Annotated in this window: 20 protein-coding genes and 1 pseudogene; 12 read left to right on the top strand and 9 right to left on the bottom strand. The window is 62.9% G+C overall.

Going from position 1 to position 21777, the window contains the following annotated elements; translation table 11 throughout:
* The first annotated feature begins 162 nt into the window (after window positions 1-162).
* Window positions 163-1557 (top strand): Si-specific NAD(P)(+) transhydrogenase, encoded by a 1395-nt coding sequence (sthA, locus tag AB688_RS19760; protein ID WP_054894437.1) that lies wholly within the window; start codon window positions 163-165, stop codon window positions 1555-1557.
* 48 nt (window positions 1558-1605) lie between these two features.
* On the opposite strand, the gene AB688_RS19755 is transcribed toward sthA, so the two are convergent.
* Together AB688_RS19755 and AB688_RS19750 are read right to left on the bottom strand one after the other, a co-directional pair.
* On the bottom strand, window positions 1606-2322 hold the full coding sequence (locus AB688_RS19755; protein ID WP_054894436.1) for a glycerophosphodiester phosphodiesterase: 717 nt from the start codon (window positions 2320-2322) through the stop codon (window positions 1606-1608).
* A gap of 31 nt (window positions 2323-2353) precedes the next feature.
* On the bottom strand, window positions 2354-2938 hold the full coding sequence (locus AB688_RS19750; RefSeq protein WP_063545625.1) for a PilZ domain-containing protein: 585 nt from the start codon (window positions 2936-2938) through the stop codon (window positions 2354-2356).
* A gap of 93 nt (window positions 2939-3031) precedes the next feature.
* Between AB688_RS19750 and AB688_RS19745 the strand changes: the two genes are divergently transcribed.
* The 3 genes from AB688_RS19745 to AB688_RS19735 are packed head-to-tail and all read left to right on the top strand — an operon-like array spanning window position 3032 to window position 6274.
* Window positions 3032-4282, top strand: coding sequence for a lipoprotein-releasing ABC transporter permease subunit (locus AB688_RS19745; protein WP_063545624.1), 1251 nt, complete (start codon window positions 3032-3034; stop codon window positions 4280-4282).
* Window positions 4283-4289: 7 nt separating this feature from the next.
* Complete coding sequence (lolD, locus tag AB688_RS19740) at window positions 4290-4973, top strand: lipoprotein-releasing ABC transporter ATP-binding protein LolD (protein WP_172964760.1); 684 nt, start codon at window positions 4290-4292, stop codon at window positions 4971-4973.
* A gap of 56 nt (window positions 4974-5029) precedes the next feature.
* Window positions 5030-6274, top strand: coding sequence for a lipoprotein-releasing ABC transporter permease subunit (locus AB688_RS19735; RefSeq protein ID WP_063545623.1), 1245 nt, complete (start codon window positions 5030-5032; stop codon window positions 6272-6274).
* Between the two features lie 83 nt (window positions 6275-6357).
* On the opposite strand, the gene AB688_RS19730 is transcribed toward AB688_RS19735, so the two are convergent.
* Complete coding sequence (locus AB688_RS19730) at window positions 6358-7695, bottom strand: heavy metal sensor histidine kinase (protein ID WP_063546839.1); 1338 nt, start codon at window positions 7693-7695, stop codon at window positions 6358-6360.
* Window positions 7692-8372: a two-component system response regulator CinR gene (cinR, locus tag AB688_RS19725; RefSeq protein ID WP_063545622.1), complete on the bottom strand. Its 681-nt coding sequence runs from the start codon at window positions 8370-8372 to the stop codon at window positions 7692-7694. The genes AB688_RS19730 and cinR overlap by 4 nt, the downstream gene beginning before the upstream one ends.
* Before the next feature lie 207 nt (window positions 8373-8579).
* On the opposite strand from cinR, the gene AB688_RS19720 reads away from it, so the two are divergent.
* Together AB688_RS19720 and queF are read left to right on the top strand one after the other, a co-directional pair.
* Window positions 8580-9074 carry a cupredoxin domain-containing protein gene (locus tag AB688_RS19720; protein WP_063545621.1) on the top strand — a complete coding sequence of 165 codons (495 nt, stop codon included), beginning with the start codon at window positions 8580-8582 and terminating at the stop codon, window positions 9072-9074.
* Window positions 9075-9141: 67 nt separating this feature from the next.
* Window positions 9142-9972, top strand: coding sequence for an NADPH-dependent 7-cyano-7-deazaguanine reductase QueF (queF, locus tag AB688_RS19715; RefSeq protein WP_063545620.1), 831 nt, complete (start codon window positions 9142-9144; stop codon window positions 9970-9972).
* Window positions 9973-10060: 88 nt separating this feature from the next.
* Here queF and AB688_RS19710 read toward each other — a convergent pair whose 3' ends face one another.
* Both AB688_RS19710 and AB688_RS19705 read right to left on the bottom strand, forming a co-directional pair.
* Window positions 10061-10324 carry a DUF4404 family protein gene (locus AB688_RS19710; RefSeq protein ID WP_063545619.1) on the bottom strand — a complete coding sequence of 88 codons (264 nt, stop codon included), beginning with the start codon at window positions 10322-10324 and terminating at the stop codon, window positions 10061-10063.
* Between the two features lie 123 nt (window positions 10325-10447).
* Entirely contained in the window at window positions 10448-11011 is a 564-nt protein-coding gene (locus tag AB688_RS19705; RefSeq protein ID WP_063545618.1) for a hypothetical protein, read from the bottom strand.
* Window positions 11012-11210: 199 nt separating this feature from the next.
* On the opposite strand from AB688_RS19705, the gene AB688_RS19700 reads away from it, so the two are divergent.
* The 5 genes from AB688_RS19700 to rssC all read left to right on the top strand — a co-directional run bounded on the left by AB688_RS19700 (window position 11211) and on the right by rssC (window position 16160).
* The gene (locus AB688_RS19700) at window positions 11211-11918 is read left to right on the top strand and encodes a VacJ family lipoprotein (RefSeq protein WP_063545617.1); all 708 of its coding nucleotides are present in this window, start codon (window positions 11211-11213) and stop codon (window positions 11916-11918) included.
* A 142-nt stretch (window positions 11919-12060) separates the two neighbouring features.
* Window positions 12061-12969: a LysR family transcriptional regulator gene (locus AB688_RS19695; RefSeq protein ID WP_063545616.1), complete on the top strand. Its 909-nt coding sequence runs from the start codon at window positions 12061-12063 to the stop codon at window positions 12967-12969.
* A 154-nt stretch (window positions 12970-13123) separates the two neighbouring features.
* Entirely contained in the window at window positions 13124-14164 is a 1041-nt protein-coding gene (mgrA, locus tag AB688_RS19690) for an L-glyceraldehyde 3-phosphate reductase (protein ID WP_063545615.1), read from the top strand.
* A 332-nt stretch (window positions 14165-14496) separates the two neighbouring features.
* Window positions 14497-15681 (top strand): two-component system response regulator RssB, encoded by a 1185-nt coding sequence (rssB, locus tag AB688_RS19685; RefSeq protein WP_054894423.1) that lies wholly within the window; start codon window positions 14497-14499, stop codon window positions 15679-15681.
* Window positions 15678-16160, top strand: coding sequence for an anti-sigma factor antagonist RssC (gene rssC, locus AB688_RS19680; RefSeq protein WP_054894422.1), 483 nt, complete (start codon window positions 15678-15680; stop codon window positions 16158-16160). Before rssB ends, rssC begins: the two co-directional genes overlap by 4 nt.
* 28 nt (window positions 16161-16188) lie before the next feature.
* Here the strand turns inward: rssC and AB688_RS19675 are convergent, their stop codons facing one another.
* The 3 genes from AB688_RS19675 to dusA all read right to left on the bottom strand — a co-directional run bounded on the left by AB688_RS19675 (window position 16189) and on the right by dusA (window position 20345).
* Window positions 16189-18081 (bottom strand): alkaline phosphatase D family protein, encoded by a 1893-nt coding sequence (locus AB688_RS19675; RefSeq protein WP_063545614.1) that lies wholly within the window; start codon window positions 18079-18081, stop codon window positions 16189-16191.
* A gap of 202 nt (window positions 18082-18283) precedes the next feature.
* Complete coding sequence (tal, locus tag AB688_RS19670; RefSeq protein WP_063545613.1) at window positions 18284-19210, bottom strand: transaldolase; 927 nt, start codon at window positions 19208-19210, stop codon at window positions 18284-18286.
* A gap of 196 nt (window positions 19211-19406) precedes the next feature.
* Complete coding sequence (gene dusA / locus AB688_RS19665; protein ID WP_231100262.1) at window positions 19407-20345, bottom strand: tRNA dihydrouridine(20/20a) synthase DusA; 939 nt, start codon at window positions 20343-20345, stop codon at window positions 19407-19409.
* 171 nt (window positions 20346-20516) lie between these two features.
* Between dusA and AB688_RS19660 the strand changes: the two are divergent.
* A pseudogene (locus AB688_RS19660) lies at window positions 20517-21595 on the top strand (site-specific integrase).
* Window positions 21596-21777: the final 182 nt, after the last annotated feature.

Raw genomic sequence — 21777 nt, 5'->3', positions numbered from 1 at the left:
ATGACATGTAGTGCAGGCAAAGATGGCCTACGACGCGACCAAGGGTTAATGTGCGCGGCGTTCACGCTTGATTAGACTGCACCCGAATTTTTTCATGGCGCCCCGGCGACATGATGAGCCCCGCGGCCAGCCGGCCGGCGGGCCAGTTCTGAAGGAGTACGCATGGCTGTCTACAACTACGACGTAGTGGTGCTGGGTTCCGGCCCGGCCGGAGAAGGCGCGGCAATGAACGCCGCCAAAGCGGGGCGCAAGGTCGCGATGGTCGACAGCCGTCGCCAGGTCGGCGGCAACTGCACCCACTTGGGCACCATCCCGTCCAAGGCACTGCGTCACTCGGTGCGGCAGATCATGCAGTTCAACACCAACCCGATGTTCCGTGCCATTGGTGAGCCGCGCTGGTTCTCCTTCCCCGACGTGCTCAAGAGCGCTGAGAAGGTGATTTCCAAGCAGGTTGCCTCGCGCACCGGCTACTACGCGCGCAACCGCGTAGACGTGTTCGTCGGCACCGGCAGCTTCGCCGATGAGCAGACCGTCGAAGTGGTCTGCCCCAACGGCGTGGTCGAGAAGCTCAACGCCAAGCACATCATCATCGCCACCGGCTCGCGCCCTTATCGCCCGGCCGACATCGACTTCCACCACCCGCGCGTCTACGACAGCGACACCATCCTCAGCCTGAGCCACACGCCTCGCAAGCTGATCGTCTATGGTGCCGGGGTGATCGGTTGCGAATACGCCTCGATCTTCAGTGGCCTGGGCGTGCTGGTCGAATTGGTCGACAACCGAGGCCAATTGCTGAGCTTCCTGGATTCGGAAATCTCCCAGGCGCTGAGCTACCACTTCAGCAACAACAACATCACCGTACGCCATAACGAGGAGTACGAGCGTGTCGAGGGCCTGGACAACGGGGTGATCCTGCACCTGAAGTCGGGCAAGAAGATCAAGGCCGACGCCTTGCTGTGGTGCAACGGCCGTACCGGCAACACCGACAAGCTGGGCCTTGAGAACATCGGTATCAAGGTCAACAGCCGCGGCCAGATCGAGGTCGACGAGAACTACAGCACCAGTGTGCCGAACATCTACGGTGCCGGTGACGTGATCGGTTGGCCAAGCCTGGCCAGCGCCGCCCACGACCAGGGCCGTTCGGCGGCCGGCAGCATCGTCGACAACGGCAGCTGGCGCTTCGTCAACGACGTGCCGACCGGCATCTACACCATTCCGGAGATCAGCTCGATCGGCAAGAACGAGCAGGAGCTGACCCAGGCCAAGGTGCCGTACGAAGTGGGCAAGGCGTTCTTCAAGAGCATGGCCCGTGCGCAGATCGCCGGCGAGCCTCAGGGCATGCTGAAGATCCTGTTCCACCGCGAAACCCTGGAAATCCTTGGCGTGCACTGCTTCGGCTACCAGGCTTCGGAGATTGTCCACATCGGCCAGGCGATCATGAACCAGCCGGGTGAGCTGAACAATCTCAAGTACTTCGTCAACACCACCTTCAACTACCCGACCATGGCCGAAGCCTATCGGGTAGCCGCCTACGACGGTCTGAACCGGCTTTTTTGAGCGGCTCCGGCCGGTGGCCTGAGCCGGTCGGGGAGACCGATTTCAGCCCTACCCGAGGGTGGTCTTGGCCAAACCGGGAAAGTCTGTAATCAGGCTGTCCACGCCAAAATCGGCGAGTCGGCGCATCAGCGCCGGCTCGTTGACCGTCCACACCGACACATGCAAACCCTGCTTCTGCGCCTTGAGCAGGCGTTCGGGGGTGCACAGTGTCCAGTTCAGCGCGAGCATCTCGCAGCCGTAGTTCTGTGCCACTTTCAGTGGGTCGAGCCAGGCGTATTCGGCAACCAGCCCACGCGTGATGTCGGGCACCAGTTCCTGTGCTGCCCCCAGCACTTCCCGCGAGCTCGAGGTGATGGTCACCTTGTCGAGCAGACCGTACTGTTGGGCCAGTTCGCGGATGGCCAGCACCGTGCTTGCTGCGCGGGTGCGCGAAGCACTCTTGACCTCCAGCTGCCAGTGGGCAAAGGCGCATTTCTCGAACAGTTCTTCAAGGCGCGGGATAGGGCAGGGCTGCACATGTCCGGGGCCGCCCTTGCGCGCGTCGTAGGTAACCAGGTCCGCTGCCGGGTGTTCGACGACCTTGCCGCGTCGACCGGTGGTGCGCTTGAGGGTAGGGTCATGGATCACCATCAGCTCGTTGTCGGCCGACAGGTGCAGGTCCAGCTCGCAACGGTCGACGCCGTGCGACAGGCACTGGCGGAAGCTGGTCAGGGTGTTCTCGGGCGCTTCGCCCTTGGCGCCGCGATGGCCGTAGATCAGGGTCACGTTCGTTCCTTCAGGTCTAAAGGGAAAAGGCTCAGGATGCCGGGTCGTCGTGTTCGAGTTGCTGGCGCCGCTGTTGTTGCTGGCGCTGCAGGATATAGCGGGCCAGGAGCTGGCGCTGGGCATCGGTCATGTCGATGAATTCGGTGCCAACCTCGAAGCCGCCGTCGGCACGTGGGTCGCAGTGGGTGACGCGGCCACGCAGCAGCAGGCCGTGGGCGCGTGGCATCAGCACCATCTTCACCTTGACCCGGGTGCCGGGCGCGATCTGCTGCGCCTGGGCGAATTCGACACCGCCTTCGGAGATGATCACCCGCTGCGGCTGGCCGATCTCGCCGATCAGCGTTTGTGCTACCACCGCGCTGAGCAGGTCGAGGCGTTTGTTCTGGGCGCGCAGGAAGGCGGCCAGGGTGCGGTCCTTGTCGCTGAGCTGGCGCAACAGGTGCTGGGATTCGAAGTCCGACAGGTGCAGCTCGCTGAGCAGGTTGAACAGTGGTGAATCATCCTGCAACAGTTCTGGCTCAAGGGCTTCAGCCGCGCTCAGGGGGCTGATTTCCAGTGCGATCCTGTCTTCGATGCGGTAGTATTCCCGGCGATCTTCTTCGTCTAATGTCGTCATGGCGAACCCATGGTTGCGGCGGTGGTCCGAGTGTAAAGCCGCCGTAGGCGCCTCGCCACCAGGACGTTCCCTTTCATCCGAACAAGCCCCGACATGTTCAGACCTCTCTTCGTATTCATCGGTACGCGTTACACCCGTGCCAAGCGACGCAACCATTTCGTCTCGTTCATTTCCCTGACCTCGATGATCGGCCTCGCCCTGGGCGTGGTGGTGATGATCGTGGTGCTGTCGGTGATGAATGGCTTCGATCACGAGATGCGCACCCGCGTCCTTGGCATGGTCCCCCACGCCACCATCGAGGGCGACCAGCCCATCGGCGACTGGCAGGCCCTTGCTCAACAAGTAAAGCAGAATCCGCACGTGCAGGCGGTCGCGCCCTTCACGCAGATGCAGGGGCTGCTTACCCATGACGGCAAGGTGCAGAAGATGCTGCTCAACGGCATCCAGCCGGACCGCGAGCGCGAGGTGTCGATCATCGACAACTTCCTGCAGCAGGGCAGCCTCGACCAGCTGGCGCCCGGCGAGTGGGGCATCCTCATCGGTGACAAGGCCGCCACCAAGCTGGGCGTCAAGGTCGGTGACAAGGTCACCTTCGTCGCCCCCGAGGTAAGCATCACCCCGGCCGGGATGTTCCCGCGCATGAAGCGCTTTACCGTGGTCGGCACCTTTCACGTCGGCGCTGGCGAGATCGATGGCTTCCTGGGCCTGACCAACCTCTCTGACCTTTCGCGGCTGCACCGCTGGAAGGCTGACCAGGTGCAAGGCCTGCGCCTGAAGTTCGACGACCTGTTCAAGGCTCCGCGCGAGGCCTGGAGCATCGTCCAGCAGTTGGGCGATCACCAGTACTACGCCCGCGACTGGACCCGCACCCAGGGCAACCTGTACCAGGCGATTCGCATGGAGAAGTCGATCATCGGCCTGCTCCTGCTGCTGATCGTCGCGGTGGCCGCGTTCAACATCATTTCCACCCTGGTGATGGTGGTCAACGACAAGCGCGGCGACATCGCCATCCTGCGTACGCTTGGCGCCACGCCCCGGCAGATCATGGCGATCTTCATGGTCCAGGGCACGGTGATCGGCGTGGTCGGCACGCTGATCGGCGCAGTGGTCGGGATCATCGCTGCGCTCAACGTCAGTGCGGCGATCGCGGGTGTCGAGACCTTGATCGGGCACAAGTTCCTCAATGCCGATGTGTACTTCATCGATTACCTGCCGTCGCAGATCATCGCCCAGGACGTGTGGATGGTCTGCGGTGCGGCACTGGTCCTGAGTTTCCTCGCCACCCTGTATCCGGCCTGGCGTGCCGCCCGCACCCAGCCTGCAGAGGCGCTACGTTATGAGTGAGTCGCGCATGAGTGATAAAGCCGTACTGAGTTGCCGCAACCTGGGCAAGTCCTATGACGAGGGGCCGGAGTCGGTGCAGGTGCTGTCGGGCCTGAGCCTGGAGCTGCACCCGGGGGAGCGGGTGGCCATCGTCGGTAGCTCCGGCTCGGGCAAGAGCACGCTGCTCAACCTGCTTGGCGGCCTCGACACGCCAACCCAGGGCAGCGTCTGGCTGGCCGGGGAAGAGCTTTCGGCGCTCGGCGAACGTGATCGCGGCTTGCTGCGCAACCGCGCCTTGGGCTTCGTCTACCAGTTCCACCACCTGCTGGCAGAATTCACGGCCCTGGAAAACGTCTGCATGCCGCTGCTGATCGGTCGTACACCCATCCCGGAGGCGCGCCAGCGCGCAGAGGCGCTGCTCAAGCGTGTAGGCCTCAGCCATCGCCTGAATCACAAGCCTGCCGAACTGTCTGGCGGTGAGCGCCAGCGCGTGGCGATTGCCCGTGCGCTGGTCAACCAGCCGGGCCTGGTGATGCTCGACGAGCCCACCGGCAACCTTGACCACCATACCGCGCTGGGTATCCAGGAGCTGATGCAGGAGCTGTCGACGGCGTCGCGCACGGCGTTCCTGGTGGTGACCCACGACCTGAGCCTGGCACGCAAGATGGACCGTGTGCTGAGCCTGGAAGACGGTCGTCTGATCTCGATCTGATTGCATGGGGCCGCCTGCGCGGCCCCAATCTACTGTTCAACTGGGTGTTCGCGTACATGTTCAGACCCTTGCCCTTGTTCATCGGTGCCCGTTACACCCGTGCCAAGCGCCGCAATCACTTCATCTCGTTCATCTCCATGACCTCGATGATCGGCCTCTCTTTGGGCGTGCTGGCGATGATCGTGGTGTTGTCGGTGATGAACGGTTTCCAGCGTGAAATGAGCTCGCGCGTGCTGGGGCTGGTGCCGCATGCCAGCATCCTTGGCGTACAGCCGCTGGATAACTGGCAGCGTGTTGCCGAGGCCGCGCTGAAGAATCCGGCGGTGATCGCCGCGGCGCCCCTGACGGAAATGGAAGGCATGCTCTCCTACAAGGGGGCGATGCAGCCGATCCAGGTCAGCGGTATCGATCCGGCGCAGGAGGGCAAGGTCTCCATTGTCGGCCAGCATATCGTTCAGGGTGCCCTGCAAGCGCTGCAGCCCGGTGAGTATGGCGTGGTGCTCGGGGAGCTGACGGCGCGCCGTTTTCGCCTGAACACCGGCGACAAGGTCACCCTGATCGTGCCGGAAGTGAGCAGTGCGCCCGGTGGTATTACCCCACGCATGCAGCGCCTGACCGTGGTCGGCATCTTCAAGGTCGGTGCCGAGCTGGACGGTTCGCAGGCCTACATCCACATGGCCGACGCCGGCGAGATGCAACGCTGGGCACCGGGCCAGGTGCAGGGCGTACGCCTTAAGCTGCACGACCTGTACGCTGCGCCGCAGGTGTCCAAGGCGATCGCTTCGGGCCTGGGTGATGCCTACCGCGCCGATGACTGGTCGCACACCCAGGGCAGCTTGTTCAGCGCGATGAAGATGGAAAAGACCATGATCGGTCTGCTGTTGCTGATGATCATTGCCGTGGCGGCGTTCAACATCATCGCCACCCTGGTGATGGTGGTGAACGACAAGGGTGCCGACATCGCGATTCTACGCACCATCGGCGCGACGCCGGCGCAGATCATGGGGACCTTCATGGTCCAGGGCAGCCTGATCGGTATCGTCGGCACCCTGATTGGCGGGGTGTTGGGCGTGATCGGTGCGCTCAATGTCAGCGCCATCGTCGGTTGGCTGGAACGCACCAGCGGCCAGCATATCTTCACCTCCGACATGTACTTCATCAGCAGCCTGCCATCGCAGTTGCAGTGGGGTGATGTCGCGATCATCTGTATCGCCGGCCTGGTGATGAGTTTCCTGGCCACGTTGTACCCGGCGTATCGCGCATCGCAGATCGAGCCTGCGATGGCATTGCGTTACGAGTGACGTCGTGGTCTGCGCATGAAGGTGGGCGCGATCCCTGCGCTGGCGCGAGCGTAAACGAAGCCCGCGCCAGCCGTTGCACTGCCTCAGCGCTTCGGGGGCAGGTCGATCACAAAACGTGTCCATCCTCCTTCACAGTGAGCGTGAATCCCCCCGCCATGGGCCTGCACGATGGACCGGGTGATCGCAAGCCCCAGCCCCGCATGTTCGCTGCTGCCTTCATGGCGTGTCGGATCCTCTCGGTAGAACCGGTCGAACAGGCGTGGCAGGGCCTGCGCTGCAATCGCGGGGCCGGTATTGGCGATCTCTATGTGCAGCCCCGGTGACAGCGTCACTTCGATGGTCCCGCCAGGTGGAGTGAAGCGCAGTGCGTTGTCCAGCAGGTTGGACATGGCCCGGCGCAGCATGTGCCGGTCGCCCTCTGTCTGTGCTTCACCGCGGCGTCGCAGGATGATGCCGGCATCTTCGGCCAGCGGCGCGTAGTACTCCAGCAGAGCATCGGTCTCGGTCGCCAGGTCCAAAGCCTGTCGGCTGGGCATCAGCAGACCATGGTCGGCCTTGGCCAGGAACAGCATGTCATTGACCATCTGCGCCATGTGTTGCAGTTCCTCAAGGTTGCCGTGAAGGGCTTCGCGGTACTCCTCCAGGCTGCGGGGGCGGGTGAGGGTGACCTGGGTGTGGGTGAGCAGATTTGACAGCGGCGTGCGCAGTTCATGGGCGATGTCGGCGGAAAAGGCCGAGAGGCGCTGAAAAGCATCGTCCAGGCGTTGCAGCATGGCGTTGACGGTGTGGCCGAGCTCGGCGAGTTCTTCAGGCAGTTGCGCCACTGGCAGGCGCGTGGTCAGCGAGCGCGCATTGACGCTGGCGGCCACCGCGCCCATCTGGCGCAACGGTTGCAATCCGCGGCGCGCAGCCCAGGCGCCGAGGAGGGCTGTAGCCAACGCGCAGAGCCCGACGGTCAGCCAGATCAACTGCTGCATGCGTTGCAGAAAGTGCTGGTGGTGGGTGATGTCGAGAAACAAGGTGACCTGGGCGTTTGGCAACGCCTGGCACAGGCTGCGGTAGTCCATGCCGTCACTGTGCAGGGTGGCCAGGCCCGGCTGACGGGGCTCCTGCGGCAAGCCTGCGCGGCTGTCGAACCACAGCGTACCGTCGTTGCCGCGGATACGCAGGGCCAGGTCCGACTGGTGGCTGAGCTCGCTGCGCAGCGTCGGCAGGTGGACGTCCAACGCGGTGCGGGAGTCGACATCGGCCAGGTGCGCACGCAATTGCGAGAGGCGGGCGCTGAGCAACTGCTGGTCGAGCTCGACGAAGTGACGTTCACTGGCATGGCTGAACAGCAACCCGGCGCTCAGCGACACGGCGGCGGTGCAGGCCGCGAACAGCAGGGCCAGGCGCCCGCTGAGGGAGAGTCGGGGCATCAGTCGTGGCGCTCCTCGAGCACGTAGCCCATGCCGCGCACGGTATGGATCAGCTTGTTGGGGTGGTTGTCGTCGATCTTCAGGCGCAGGCGACGGATCGCGACCTCGATCACATTGGTATCGCTGTCGAAATTCATGTCCCACACCTGCGAAGCGATCAGCGATTTGGGCAGCACCTCGCCCTGGCGCCGCAGCAGCAGCTCGAGCAGGGCGAATTCCTTGGCGGTCAGGTCGATGCGGCTGCCGGCGCGCTCGGCGCGGCGACGGATCAGGTCCAGGCGCAGGTCGGCCAGGGCCAGGGTGGTGTCCTGAGAAGGGCTGGCACCGCGGCGCAGCAGGCTACGTACCCGGGCCAGCAGCTCGGAGAAGGCAAAGGGTTTGACCAGATAATCGTCGGCCCCCAGCTCCAGGCCATGGACGCGGTCTTCGACAGCGTCACGCGCGGTAAGGAACAGTACCGGCGTGTCCAGCCCCGCCTGGCGCACCGCCTGAAGGATCTGCCAGCCATCCCGGCCCGGCAGCATGACATCCAGGATCAGCAGGTCGTGGTCGCCGGTGAGCGCGAGGAATTGCCCCGTTTCACCGTCACCGGCCAGTTCCGTGGCAAAACCGGCCTCGCTCAGGCCCTGGCGCAGGTATTGGCCGGTCCTGGCCTGGTCCTCGACGATCAGCAGTTTCATGTACTGTCCATTGTCAAAAAGGTAAGCGCACAAGCACTCCAGTTTTCATAGAACAGGCCGGAGTGTCGTGCCGCAGCATTGGCTCAAATGATACGTGACGATCGGCAAGCGCGCCCAAGCTGACAAACTTGTAATCTGCCTGTCAGCTAGCCGCCAGTCCCATGACCCTAGAGTGGCTCCATCTCTAGCGCACAAACCGGAGTTGCCATGAAACACCTGATCCTCGCCGCCACCCTCGCCGTGGCCAGCCTGCCGGTCTTCGCCGATGGCGCCAAGACCTTTGGCTTCGGCGAACCGGCGCCGGCCTCCAAGGCCACCCGTACCGTCGATGTGGTGCTCAAGGATATCGCCTTCGAGCCCAAGAGCCTGCAGGTCAAGGCCGGCGAGACGGTGCGCTTCGTGGTGATCAACGAAGGCAAGCTGGCTCATGAGTTCAACCTGGGTGACAAGGCGATGCACGTCGAGCACCAGAAGGAGATGGCGGCCATGGCGGGCATGGACCATGGCAACATGGCCGGGATGGACCACAGCCAGATGGGCCATGGCGGTAACGGGCATAATCAGGGCAACACTGTGCTGGTCCAGCCCGGGCAGCGCGCCGAGCTGACCTGGACCTTCCGCAAGTCGGCGCCCATCGAGTTCGCCTGCAATGTACCGGGCCACTATCAGGCAGGCATGGTTGGTCAGTTGACCATCGAGTGACATCATCCCCAAGGCGGGCTGCAAAACCGGTAGAATGGCGCCATTCCCGCGCTTTCAGGTCAGATACATGCATCCCGCCGCCGAACACTCCCCGCTGGGCAAGTCCAGCGAATACATCGCCACTTACACCCCGTCGCTGCTGTTTCCGATCCCACGCACGGCCAAATGGGCCGAGCTGGGCGTGACCGCGCAGACCCTGCCGTGGCAGGGCGTGGACTACTGGAACTGCTTCGAGCTGTCGTGGTTGCTGCCCTCCGGCAAACCGGTGGTGGCCATCGGCGAGTTCGCCATCCCGGCCGACTCGCCTAACATCATCGAGTCCAAGTCGTTCAAGCTCTACCTCAACTCGTTGAACCAGACGGTGTTCGCATCGACCGGCGAGCTGCAGGCGTGCCTGGAGAAGGACTTGTCCGCTGCTGCAGGCAAGCCTGTGAAGGTTCAGGTTCGAACGCTGGGTGAGGTCGAGCAGCAGGGTGTGGTGGCCTTGCCGGGCCAGTGCATCGATGGGCTGGACGTGAGCATCAGCAACTACGAGCAACCGCAGCCTGAACTGCTGCGCTGCGACTCGCAGCGTATCGTCGAGGAAACCCTGCACAGCCACCTGCTCAAGTCCAACTGCCCGGTCACCGGCCAGCCTGACTGGGGGAGTGTGGTGGTCGAGTACAAGGGGCGCGCGCTGGATCATGCCAGCCTGCTGACCTATCTGGTGAGCTTCCGCCAGCATGCCGACTTCCACGAGCAGTGCGTCGAGCGGATCTACCTGGACCTGCTGCGCCTGCTGCAGCCTGAGCATCTGACGGTGTATGCGCGTTATGTGCGTCGGGGCGGGCTGGACATCAACCCCTACCGCAGCAATCGGCCGATCAGTCCGAGCAACGGGCGGTTGGTGCGCCAGTAAGCGCAATGCTTGGGGGCGTTATACCCCCAGCGTAGCGCGAGGCCGCTCCGGCAGGTGATAACTGCAGGGGCGGCTCCTGGTGATGAAATCAGATCCCCATGCTGTGCAGCGAGTTGGCAATGCTGCGCAGCGTCGCCGTGAGGTCCGGGTGATCGGCTTCGAAACGCTCGATGGCCAGATTCACGCCATCGACCAGGTTGTTGTCTGGCGTGGCCTCTTCGAGCTTCAGTTGCGCTTCGATCTGTCGCGCTTCCTCATGCAGGCTGGCGAGTTCTTCTTCCGACAGCGGTACGTTTCGATCCAGTTGCTCGCGCAGGCTGTTCAGGCGCTCTTGCAATTCGCGGGCGGGCATTGGCTGTTCTCCATCAATGACTTGGCAAGCCATGGACCTCGGCGAAGCGGCAAAGGTTCTGGCCTGACTTCAAGCGTAATCCACTTGCTGGCGCTTTGCATGACCGGCATCAACGACGCTGTGTCAGGGTTTTTCACCCTTGCGTCGGCGCTGAGCGATGTCCGCAAGGCAGGTGTCCAGTGACTCCAGGTGGTCAATCACCGAATGCACGCCCAGGCCGAACAGCTCGAGGGTAGCCTTGCCGCGGGCCAACTCCTGCTCCTGCGTGCTCATGGCTTGCCACAGACTCGATGCCAGGTCGCAGGTTGGGCTACAGGCGGCAAGGCCGACCGTCCACAATCCGGCGTTCAGGCCCGACTGCAACAGGCGCGGCTCGCCACTGACCAGCACGCAGCCATCGAGGCGATCGCTGTTCAATGACATCAAGGCATGCCAGCAAGCATTCGGTGAGGGCCATGGCGAACCGTTGGCAACCTGGCCGGGCAGCCAGTCGGGGAGCACGCTGGCCAGGTGCTCGCCCTGATGGTCGCTCAGGTCGTCCAGCCAGATGCAAGGTACTTGCTGACGCCGCAGTTGTTCGAGGGTATCCAGAGCACCGGGGGCGGGCAGGGGGCTGCCGTTCGCGGCCTGGACCAGGCAACCGCGCAGGCCGAACAGCACAGCAGTGAGGGCGGGCGCTTCGTGCATGGCAACATCCCTGAAATACACCGCAGGCTAAACGCCCTTCATGACGGTCGGATGACAGTTGGAAGATGAAACTCTTGTTCACAAAATGTTGAACAAAGGTGTGTAATGCTGGCTGCCTGCCAGATTGCCTTTATACTGGCGCACTATCCAGCAGCGCCTTCAGGCGGCTGCCACCGTGAAATCCGATGGAGAAACATCTATGCAGAGGATCGGTGCCGGTGTGATCGAGCGAATCACCCAGGCCTGTGTCTGTGCCACTCTGTTGCTGGCGCCTGTGGCCGCCACCCAGGCGGCCACCGAGGAAGATCCCTGGGAAGTGGTCAATCGACCGATCTTCAGGTTCAACGACACCATTGATACCTACGCCCTCAAGCCGTTGGCCCAGGGCTATCAGGCGATCACCCCGCAGTTCCTCGAGGACGGCATTCACAATGTCTTCCGGAACCTGGGCGACGTCGGCAACCTGGCCAACAATGTCCTGCAGCTCAAGCCTCGCGCCGCAGGCATCGACACGGCGCGGCTGATCGTCAATACCACGTTCGGCCTGGGCGGCTTCATCGACGTCGGGACCCGCATGGGGCTGCAGCGCAACGACGAAGATTTCGGCCAGACGCTCGGTTACTGGGGCGTGCCCAGCGGGCCATACGTGGTCATCCCGCTGCTGGGGCCGAGCACTGTGCGTGACGGCCTGTCCAAGTACCCGGACTCCTTCACCGAACCCTACCGCTATATCGATCATGTACCAACCCGCAACTCGATCTTCGCCCTGGACGTGATCGACACCCGCGCCAGCCTGCTGTCGGCAGAGAAGCTGATGCAGGGCGACAAGTACATCTTCATCCGCAACGCCTACCTGCAGAACCGCGAGTTCAAGGTCAAGGACGGGGAAGTCGAAGACGACTTCTGAGTCAGGCAAGCAGAAGAAGGCGACCGCAAGGGTCGCCTTCTTCGTTTTGGCGCAGTGTGAAGGTGATGCACCTGTGCGTTCAGCTTCTTCCTGATTGACGGCACAATGGCCGTCGTTCTCATTCTCAAGGGTGGCTGGCCCCATGGCGGCATTCAAGCGCTCCGATCTGGCGGACCTGAACGTATTTTTCACCATTGCACGTCGCGGCAGTTTCGTCGATGCCGCCAACGAGCTCGGGCTGACCGCCTCGGCGTTGAGTCATACGATGAAGAAGCTCGAAGATCGCCTCGAAGTCCGCCTGCTCAATCGCACCAACCGCTCGGTCGCGCTGACGGCCGCCGGCAGCGACCTCATGCAGTCCTTGGCCCAGGGCTTCGAAGCCATCGGTCACGGCCTCAATGCCCTCGAAGACCACCGCAAGGCGCCCGTCGGTCGCCTGCGCCTGAACATTCCCCATGACGCGGGGCGCCTGCTGATCCTGCCGGTGCTTGATCGGTTCCTGTCGCGCTTTCCCCAGGTACACCTCGACCTGGTGATGGACGACCGCATGCTCGACATCGTTGCCGAAGGCTTCGATGCCGGCATCCGCTTCGGTGCAACCGTGCCCCAGGACATGATCGCCATCCCGCTGACCGGCGCGTTGCGTTGGGTCGTGGTTGGCGCGCCGGCATACCTGGACAAGCACGGCCGGCCGACATCGCCCGCCGAGCTCATGCAGCATCGCTGCATCCAGATGCGTATCGGCGACGATTCGGTCTACCCCTGGGAGCTGGGTGACGGAGAACGGCAGGTGCGCATCGAAGGGCCAGGGCCGCTGCGCTTGAACGCCAGCGACATGGCCATTGGCACCGCAGTTGCGGGGTTGGGCCTGGCGTATTGCCTGGAAATGCGCGTGCGCGAAGAGCTGCGCAGTGGTGCGCTGGAGGTGGTGATGCCGCAATGGGCCTCCAGCGACGAGCCGCTGGTGATGTACTACCCCAGTCGCCGCCAGACGCCACCCGCCCTGCGTCAGCTGATCGAGTTGATTCGAGCCGATCAGGGCCTTTCATGAGCCTAGTCTGACTAAATGATGAAAATGGTTCAGCATGGCGCTGAGTTCTTTTCTGTCTGAAGTTCGCGCGTTTGCTGATTGAATGGACTCAGCGGTGGTCGCGCCGACAGGCTGCGCACTGCCTAGCATGTAACCAGACCAAGAGGTGGACTTGATGACTTATTTTGCCGATCCCGGTCGCTATGAGGGCGCCATGCCCTATCGTCGTGTTGGGCGCAGCGGCCTGGTCCTGCCGGCCATTTCCCTGGGCCTGTGGCAGAACTTCGGCGGCGTGGATCAGTTCGAGACCGGCCGCAGCCTGCTGCGCCGTGCCTTCGACCGCGGTGTCACGCACTTCGACCTGGCCAACAACTACGGCCCGCCTGCCGGCTCCGCCGAAGAACACTTCGGGCGCTGGATCGCCCAGGATTTTGCCGCCTACCGCGATGAGCTGGTGATCTCCACCAAGGCCGGCTGGCACATGTGGCCGGGCCCTTACGGCGGCCCGACCGGCTCGCGCAAGCACCTGATCGCCAGTTGCGAGCAGAGCCTGCGACGCATGGGCCTGGATTATGTCGACATTTTCTATTCGCACCGGGTCGATGCCGACACACCGCTGGAAGAGACCATGGGCGCGCTGGCGCAGTTGCACCGCCAGGGCAAGGCCCTGTACGTGGGCATCTCCTCCTATTCGCCGGAGTTGACCCGCGAAGCTTCAGCAATCCTGGCTTCTGAAGGCGTGCCGCTGCTGATCCACCAGCCCAACTACTCGATGCTCAACCGCGATATCGAGCAGGGCTTGCTCGGCACGCTCGACGATCTGGGAGTCGGCTGCATTGCCTTCTCGCCGTTGGCCCAGGGCATGCTCACCGACAAGTATTTGCAGGGCGTGCCAAGCGAATCGCGCGCCACCCGGGGTGGTTCGCTGCCGTCGCGCATGCTCGGCGATGACAATCTGGCGCGAATCCGCGGCCTCAACGACATCGCCCAGGCCCGCGGCCAGACCCTGGCGCAGATGGCGATCGCCTGGGTGCTGCGTGATTCGCGGGTGTCCTCTACGCTGATCGGCGCACGTACGCTGGCGCAGCTCGACGACTCCCTCGATGCGGTGGGCAATCTGCAGTTCACCCCTGACGAGTTGGCCGCCATCGACCGTCATGCCACAGACGGTGGTGTCGACCTGTGGAGTGTGTCGTCGCACATCGGTCGTCGCTGAAACCTGATCTTCTCCAGACCTGCCCGCGAGTAGCCTCAGGCATTTACATCCTGTAATTGTCTGGCTGCTCAAGGGCTTTTCTATACCCAACCTTATGCCAAACGGCCCCGCCAAATAACCGCTGGTGATTAGCACAGCGAACTCGACCCTCGTATGCTTGAAACGCCCCGCGGATGGGAGTACCGTCTGCGCCTTACAGGGCACCACTGCGATTTGCCGGACAGGTTTTCTTGTCCTACACCTCAAAGAGAAGTGGTCACAGAGTATTCCAGTAGCCGTCCGTCGCCCTTGCCGATGTCCGCTACGCCAACCAATCGGCGCCGTTCGCCCACATGCAGAAAACCAGTGCAACGCTGCTGATCATCGATGACGACGACGTGGTCCGTGCAAGCCTCGCCGCCTATCTGGAAGACAGTGGCTTCAGCGTCCTCCAGGCCGGTAATGGCCAGCAGGGGCTCCAGGTCTTCGAAGAACACCAGCCCGACCTCGTGATCTGCGATCTGCGCATGCCGCAGATGGGCGGCCTCGAATTGATCCGCCGGATCACCGAGCACGCTCCGCAGTTGCCCGTGATCGTGGTATCCGGTGCCGGCGTCATGAGCGATGCGGTCGAGGCCCTGCGCCTGGGCGCGGCCGACTACCTGATCAAGCCGTTGGAAGACCTTGCCGTGCTCGAGCACTCGGTGCGCCGTGCGCTCGACCGTTCGCGCCTGGTGCTCGAGAACCAGCGCTATCGCGACAAGCTCGAAGCTGCCAACCGAGAGCTGGAAGCCAGTCTGCACCTGCTGCAGGAAGACCAGACCGCCGGTCGCCAGGTGCAGATGAACATGCTGCCGGAAAAGCCGTGGACTGCGGGCGATCTGTCGTTCGACCACCAGATCATTCCCTCGCTCTACCTCTCCGGCGATTTCACCGATTATTTCCGCGTCGACGAGCGCCGCATCGCCTTCTACCTGGCCGACGTGTCCGGCCATGGCGCGTCTTCGGCCTTCGTCACCGTGCTGCTCAAGTTCATGACCACCCGCCTGCTGTTCGAATTCAAGCGCAACGGCAAGATGCGCGAGTTCAAGCCGTCGCAGGTGTTGGCGCACATCAACCGTGGCCTGATCAACTGCAAGCTGGGCAAGCATGTGACCATGGTCGGCGGGGTGATCGACGAAGACACCGGCCTGATGACCTACAGCGTCGGCGGCCACCTGCCGCTGCCTGTGCTCTACACCCCGGGGCAGGCCCGCTATCTGGAAGGCCGTGGCCTGCCGGTGGGGCTGTTCGATGAAGCCACCTACCAGGACCATGTGCTCGAGCTGCCGCCGCGCTTCAGTCTCACGCTCATGTCCGACGGCATTCTGGACCTTTTGCCCGGGGATACACTCAAAGATAAGGAAGCGGCCTTGCCGGAAATCGTCAAGACCGCGGGGGGCAGCCTGGACGGGCTGCGCCAACGATTCGGATTGGCTACGCTTGGGGAGATGCCGGATGATATCGCCCTATTGGTGTTGAGCAGGAACCTTCAATGAGTACCGGTAGAATCCAGTTCGCCGAGCAGAGCGGTACCTTCGTGCTGAAATTCGTCGGTGAAGTGCGCCTGACCCTGTGTTCGGCGCTGGATGCGACGATCGAGAAGATCTTCACCGCACTGAATTTCTCGGCCATCGTCATCGACCTGACCGAAACCGAAAGCATCGACAGTACCACCCTGGGCCTGCTGGCCAAGCTGTCGATCCTGTCGCGGCAGAAGGTCGGCCTGCTGCCGACCGTGGTCACCACCAACCCGGACATTTCCCGGCTATTGCAGTCGATGGGGTTCGACCAGGTATTCAACATCGTCGACCGTCCGCTGCCATGCCCGGATTGCCTGAGCGACTTGCCATCGCAGGATCAGAACGAAGAAGTGGTGCGCTCCAAGGTGCTGGAGGCGCACAAGATCCTCATGGGCCTGAACGACTCCAACCGCGAAGCGTTTCGTGATCTGGTGAGTGCGCTGGAGCGTTCCTGATTCGGCGCCAATGGCGCCCCGGGATCCGCTAGCGGTCCCTCTCACCACACCGTACGAACTCCGTCGCTTCATCGCCCTCGGCACTCAGCTGGACAACCCGCGCCGGCCGCCCCTGCTCGTCGAAGAATACCTCCCCCAGGCCCGCACCATTCCACAGCCGCTCCCCGGCCTTGCTTCGGCTTGGCACTCGAGGCACCACTTCCATCGATCGGCGCTGGGTGAACCAGTTGAGCGGCGAGCGCGGTGAGTACAGCCAGCGGTTCAGACGGTCGAGCACATCCAGCAGGCGCACTGGAAAGGTGTTCTTGATCCCGCTGCTGGTGACCTGCCACAGGTGGGGGCTGCGTTGGTGGTGGCGGATCAGCACTTCGTAGACGAATGAATAATGCACGTCCCCGGACAGGATCACATAGTGTCCCGGCGTGCGGGAATGGCGGAAGATATTCAGGATCACCTGAGCGGCGCCGCGATGGGCCATCCAGTTCTCGGCATCCACCAGCAGCGGGTAGCCCAGTGCAGTAAAAATCCGCTGCACCGTCTCGATCAGCTTGACCCCGAAAATCGGCGCCGGTGACACGATGATCGCTGACGGATGATCGAGCAGGGCCTGCTGCAGTTCGCATAGCGCTTCCCAGTCAAGCAGCCCGGACGGCTTGCTCAGCTTGCGTTCGCTGCGCCAGCGTCGGGTGCGGGTGTCCAGTACGCGTAGCGGTGGGTCGCTGGGCAGGTCGTATTGCCAGCCTTGGAAACGCAGCAGATCACCGATCAGTGTATCCAGGGCCTCACCGTCCAGTGCGCCCTGCGGTGTATTTGCAGTCAGTGTCTGCAATCCCTCGACCAGCGTTGTGCAGCCCTTGGGGTCATTGCCCCAGCCTTGGCACAACAGGTAGCCGAGCAGGGCGTTGCCGATGATCCGGCGCGAGAAGGGGTGGCCATAGGCGGTCTGCTCCCATTGCGCCGACAGGTTCCAGTCATCGGTGATGTCGTGGTCGTCGAAGATCATCAGGCAGGGCAGGTGTGCCATGACGCGCGCCACTTGGCCCAGGCCGTCGCGGAACGCCTCGATCAGCGGCAGTTCGTGCTGGTAGCGCTGCTGGCGCCTGACAGAGAGCCCTTCGGGCGCCTCCAGCCCCACCAGTGTCCAGGGTGTGGGCGACCAGACCAGCAGGTACATGGCCATGACCTCGGCGAAGGTCACCAGATGATTGTCGGCATTGCTCGACGAGAAGATCGGCTTGCGCTTGCCCCGGAAGAAACGCCGGCGCAGCGGCTCATTGCCCTGCTGGGCTGGCAGCAGGTCGGCGCGATGGTAGTAGCAGGCGGGATGACGATAGAGCGCCTGGCCGCTGTCGACCAGCGCGCCGTCGAGAGGCTCGTCGAACAGCTTCAGGCGTTCGATCAAGCCGTGGATGGCCTTGAGGGTGGGGCCGGCCACATCGTCGGCATACACCTGGTCGCCGGTCATCATCAGCAGTGCCGGGCGTTGTTCAGGGGGTGGGTTGTCGAGCAGCAGGCGGTCGGCGCAGAGCAGGCCGTCGGCGGCGGGGTGATGGGGTTTGCGGCACGAGCCGTGCAGCAATGGATCGATACGCTTGCGCAACACGAAGCTCGGACGACTGGCGCCGGGGTAGAGCAGGTGCGGCGCCCAGTCGGCGATGCTCTGATCATTGTCCAGGTGCAGGTCGTACTCCAGCAGCACATCTTCGGGCAAGGGCTGGTCGAAGTGCAGGTTCAGCAGGTGTACATGAGCATGTTCGCCGATGGCGACGACCTGGCACTCCAGTTGGCTACCGACGTGCGGGCAGTCCAGCACGAACTTGGGGTTCAGTGGTCGTGAAGCGACCAGCCAGATGGCCAGGCGTTGCGGTTCCAGGCGGCGCAGCACGGGGCCGGCTAGGACGAGGGGGAGGGTGGTGGTCATTGCTTCCATCTGTTGGGAGGCTGCCGGCCCCATCGCGGGACAAGCCCGCTCCCACAGCAGCACCTATTCCGTGGCAGGGCACATGCTTCTGTGGGAGCGGGCTTGTCCCGCGATGGGCCGGCAGCTTCTTTTTCGAATACACAAACGCAAACGGGCGGGAAATACTCAGTACTTCCCGCCCGTTCCACAACTCGGATATGTGTCAGCCTTTGTCGGCCATCAACGCCTCGAGCTTCTCCTGGTCGCGTGCAAACTGGCGAATGCCTTCGGCCAGCTTCTCGGTGGCCATGGCATCCTCGTTCATCGCCCAGCGGAACTGGCTCTCGTTCAGCACTTGCTTGGCTTCGCCGGTATTGCCCGGCTTGAGGATGCGCGGCAGCTCGCCTTGGTCGTCGCTCAACTGTTGCAGCAGCTCGGGGCTGATGGTCAGGCGATCGCACCCGGCCAGTTGCTCGATCTGCCCGACGTTGCGGAAGCTCGCGCCCATGACCACGGTGTCGTAGCCGTTGGTCTTGTAGTAATCGTAGATGCGTGTCACCGACTGCACGCCTGGATCCTCGGCGCCGACGTACTCCTTGCCGGTGCTCTTCTTGTACCAGTCGTAGATCCGGCCCACGAACGGCGAGATCAGGAACACCCCGGCATCGGCACAGGCCTGGGCCTGGGCGAAGGAGAACAGCAGCGTGAGGTTGGTCTGGATGCCTTCCTTTTCCAGCTTCTCGGCGGCGCGGATGCCTTCCCAGGTGGAGGCCAGCTTGATCAGCACGCGATCCTTGGAAATACCGGCAGCTTCGTACAGGGCGATCAGCTGGCGCGCCTTGTTCAGCAACGCCGGCTCATCGAACGACAGGCGTGCATCCACTTCGGTGGAGATACGCCCGGGGATGACCTTGAGAATGCCCGCGCCCACGGCCACCGCGAATTTGTCGCAGGCCAGGTCGACGTTGCCCTTGGCATCAGCCTTGACCTGTTTGAGCAGGTCGGCGTAACCCGAGATGGCCGCGGCCTTGAGCAGCAGCGACGGGTTGGTGGTGGCATCGACCGGCTTGAGGCGGGTGATGGCATCCAGGTCCCCAGTGTCGGCGACCACGGTGGTGAACTGCTTGAGTTGTTCCAGCTTTGAGGTCATGGGCGTGCTCTGTCCTGATGCTCTGTCCTGTGAGTGTCTTGACATTACCCGAGCCCTGGCGGCCACTCAAGGCCAAACACCGGCTAAGGCTATCCTGCGTCATGGGGGGCGCGAGCTGGCCCCGCGATGGCCACATGGCAGCCCCTGGATGGGGCGTCGACTCCCCCTTCGAGTCCAGCCCCCGCCCAGGGTTCCCCTAGCGTCCGGCCAGCAACTCTGCCGCTTGCTCGACCACCTTCAGCGGCTCGGCCGCCTTGTGAATGTCTGCCGACAGCAACTGGCGGAACCGCCGCGCCCCCGGGAAGCCCTGGCCCAGGCCGAGGATATGCCGGGTGATGTGATGAATGGCCCCGCCGCTTTCTACATGCGCCACCAGATACGGCATCAGCCGCGCCATCGCCTCGCTGCGCGTCACGACGGGCGCGTCGCTGGCGAACAGTTGTTGATCCACCTGGGCCAGCAGGTACGGGTTGTGGTATGCCTCGCGCCCCAGCATCACGCCGTCGAAGGTCTGCAGGTGCGTGCGGCATTCATCGAGGGTCTTGATCCCGCCGTTGAGCACCAGCTCAAGGTCCGGAAAGTCCTGTTTCAACTGCGCCGCCACTTCGTAGCGCAGCGGTGGCACCTCGCGGTTCTCCTTTGGCGACAGGCCCTCGAGGATCGCGATCCGTGCATGCACGGTGAAGCTGCGACAACCCGCGTCACGCACCTGGCCGACGAAGTCGCACAGCTCGGCATAGCTGTCGCGGCCATTGATGCCGATGCGGTGCTTGACCGTCACCGGAATCTCGACCGCGTCGAGCATCGCCTTGACGCAGTCGGCCACGAGCGCCGGGTGGCCCATCAGGCAGGCGCCGATCATATTGTTCTGCACCCGGTCGCTGGGGCAGCCGACGTTGAGGTTGACCTCGTCGTAGCCCGCCTCCTGCGCCAGACGAGCGCAGGCGGCGAGTTCAGCCGGATTGCTGCCGCCCAACTGCAGGGCCAGCGGGTGCTCGGACTCGTCATGACGCAGGAAACGCGCCGCATCGCCGTGGAGCAGGGCGCCGGTGGTGACCATTTCGGTGTAGAGCAGGGCGCGTTGGGAGAGTAGGCGCAGGAAGTACCGGCAGTGGCGGTCGGTCCAGTCCATCATGGGTGCAACGCTGAACCGGCGGGAGGGCTCAGGGCGCGTGGTTTGTGGTTTGGAGCCTGGTTTTGCTGTGTTTTCTTTCAACGTGTTTCGTACCGATTTTCGGGGGGGGAGGCGTTTTTACCGAGCGCTTGGTGCAATGTACCAAGCGAAATAGGACGTGTACCAATTCTCATGGCAACGATCAGACCCCGTAAAAAGGCCGACGGCACCATCAGCTACACAGCTCAGATCCGCGTCCACCGCGACAAGGTGACAGTCTACCAAGAGAGCCAGACGTTCGTCCGCAAACAGGCCGCCGTGGCCTGGGCGAAGCGACGAGAAACCGAGTTGGCAGAGCCTGGTGCAATCGAACGGGCGATCCGGGCGGGGCATACGGTTAAGCAGATGATCGACCGCTACCTTATCGAGGCCGAGAAAGCCCGGCCGCTGGCTGAGACGAAGCGGCGCACATTGAATGCTATTAAGAACAGCTACCTGGGTGAGAAGGTGCATTCCGACCTCACCCAGCAGGTGCTAGTGGACTACGCGCTGTGCCGCATGAGTCCAGAGGGTGGAGGCATTAAGCCGCAGACGGCCGGGAATGAGTTGGCGCACCTGGGTTCGGTACTGTCCCTGGCCAGGGCGGCGTGGGGGTATGAGATTGACGCACAAGCAATGCCAGATGCGCGCCTCGTGCTGAAGACGTTCGGCTACAACCTGAAGAGCCGGGAGCGGGATCGGCATCCTACGCTGGATGAGATCGATAAGGTGATGGAGCACTTCTTCGAGATGTTGCAGCGGCGTCCCAGCGTCATCCACATGCCAAGGTTGTGGCCTTCGCGATCTTTTCGACCCGCCGAATGGGCGAGATCACACGCATACGATGGGAAGATTTGGATGAGCACCGGCAGGCGGTGAAGGTGCGGGACATGAAAAACCCCGGCCAGAAGATCGGCAACGATGTCTGGTGTTACTTGCCGAATGAGGCGTGGATCATCGTGCAGAGCATGCCCAGAGAGTGTCGCGAGATATTCCCGTACAACACGGACTCAATCGGCACAGCCTGGTCGAAGGCATGCAAGATGAAAGGGATAGAGGATCTGCACTTCCACGACTTGCGTCATGAAGGGGTGAGTCGGTTGTTCGAAATGGGCTGGGACATACTGAGGGTCTCAAGGGTATCTGGTCATCGTGATTGGAACTCGCTGCGGCGGTATACCCATTTACGTGGGCGAGGGGATGGGTATAAAGGCTGGAAGTGGCTCGATTAGATCATTAAGGCGTCGGTTAAACTCGGCGCCCGGGCTGAGTAGGCGGATGGGTAACAATGCTATCTCCATCAGCGCTTATTCCTGGTAGGCATCCGCTTTCGAACAACAAGCGAGAACGACTGGATCTTACTCAAGCGCGTCAGGCTCGCCACGCTCCTGAACTCGTCAACAGCCCTTGGCAG

The sequence above is a fragment of the Pseudomonas putida genome (assembly GCF_001636055.1).
GTDB lineage: Bacteria > Pseudomonadota > Gammaproteobacteria > Pseudomonadales > Pseudomonadaceae > Aquipseudomonas > Aquipseudomonas machongensis.
This window is presented reverse-complemented; position numbering and strand designations above follow the sequence as displayed.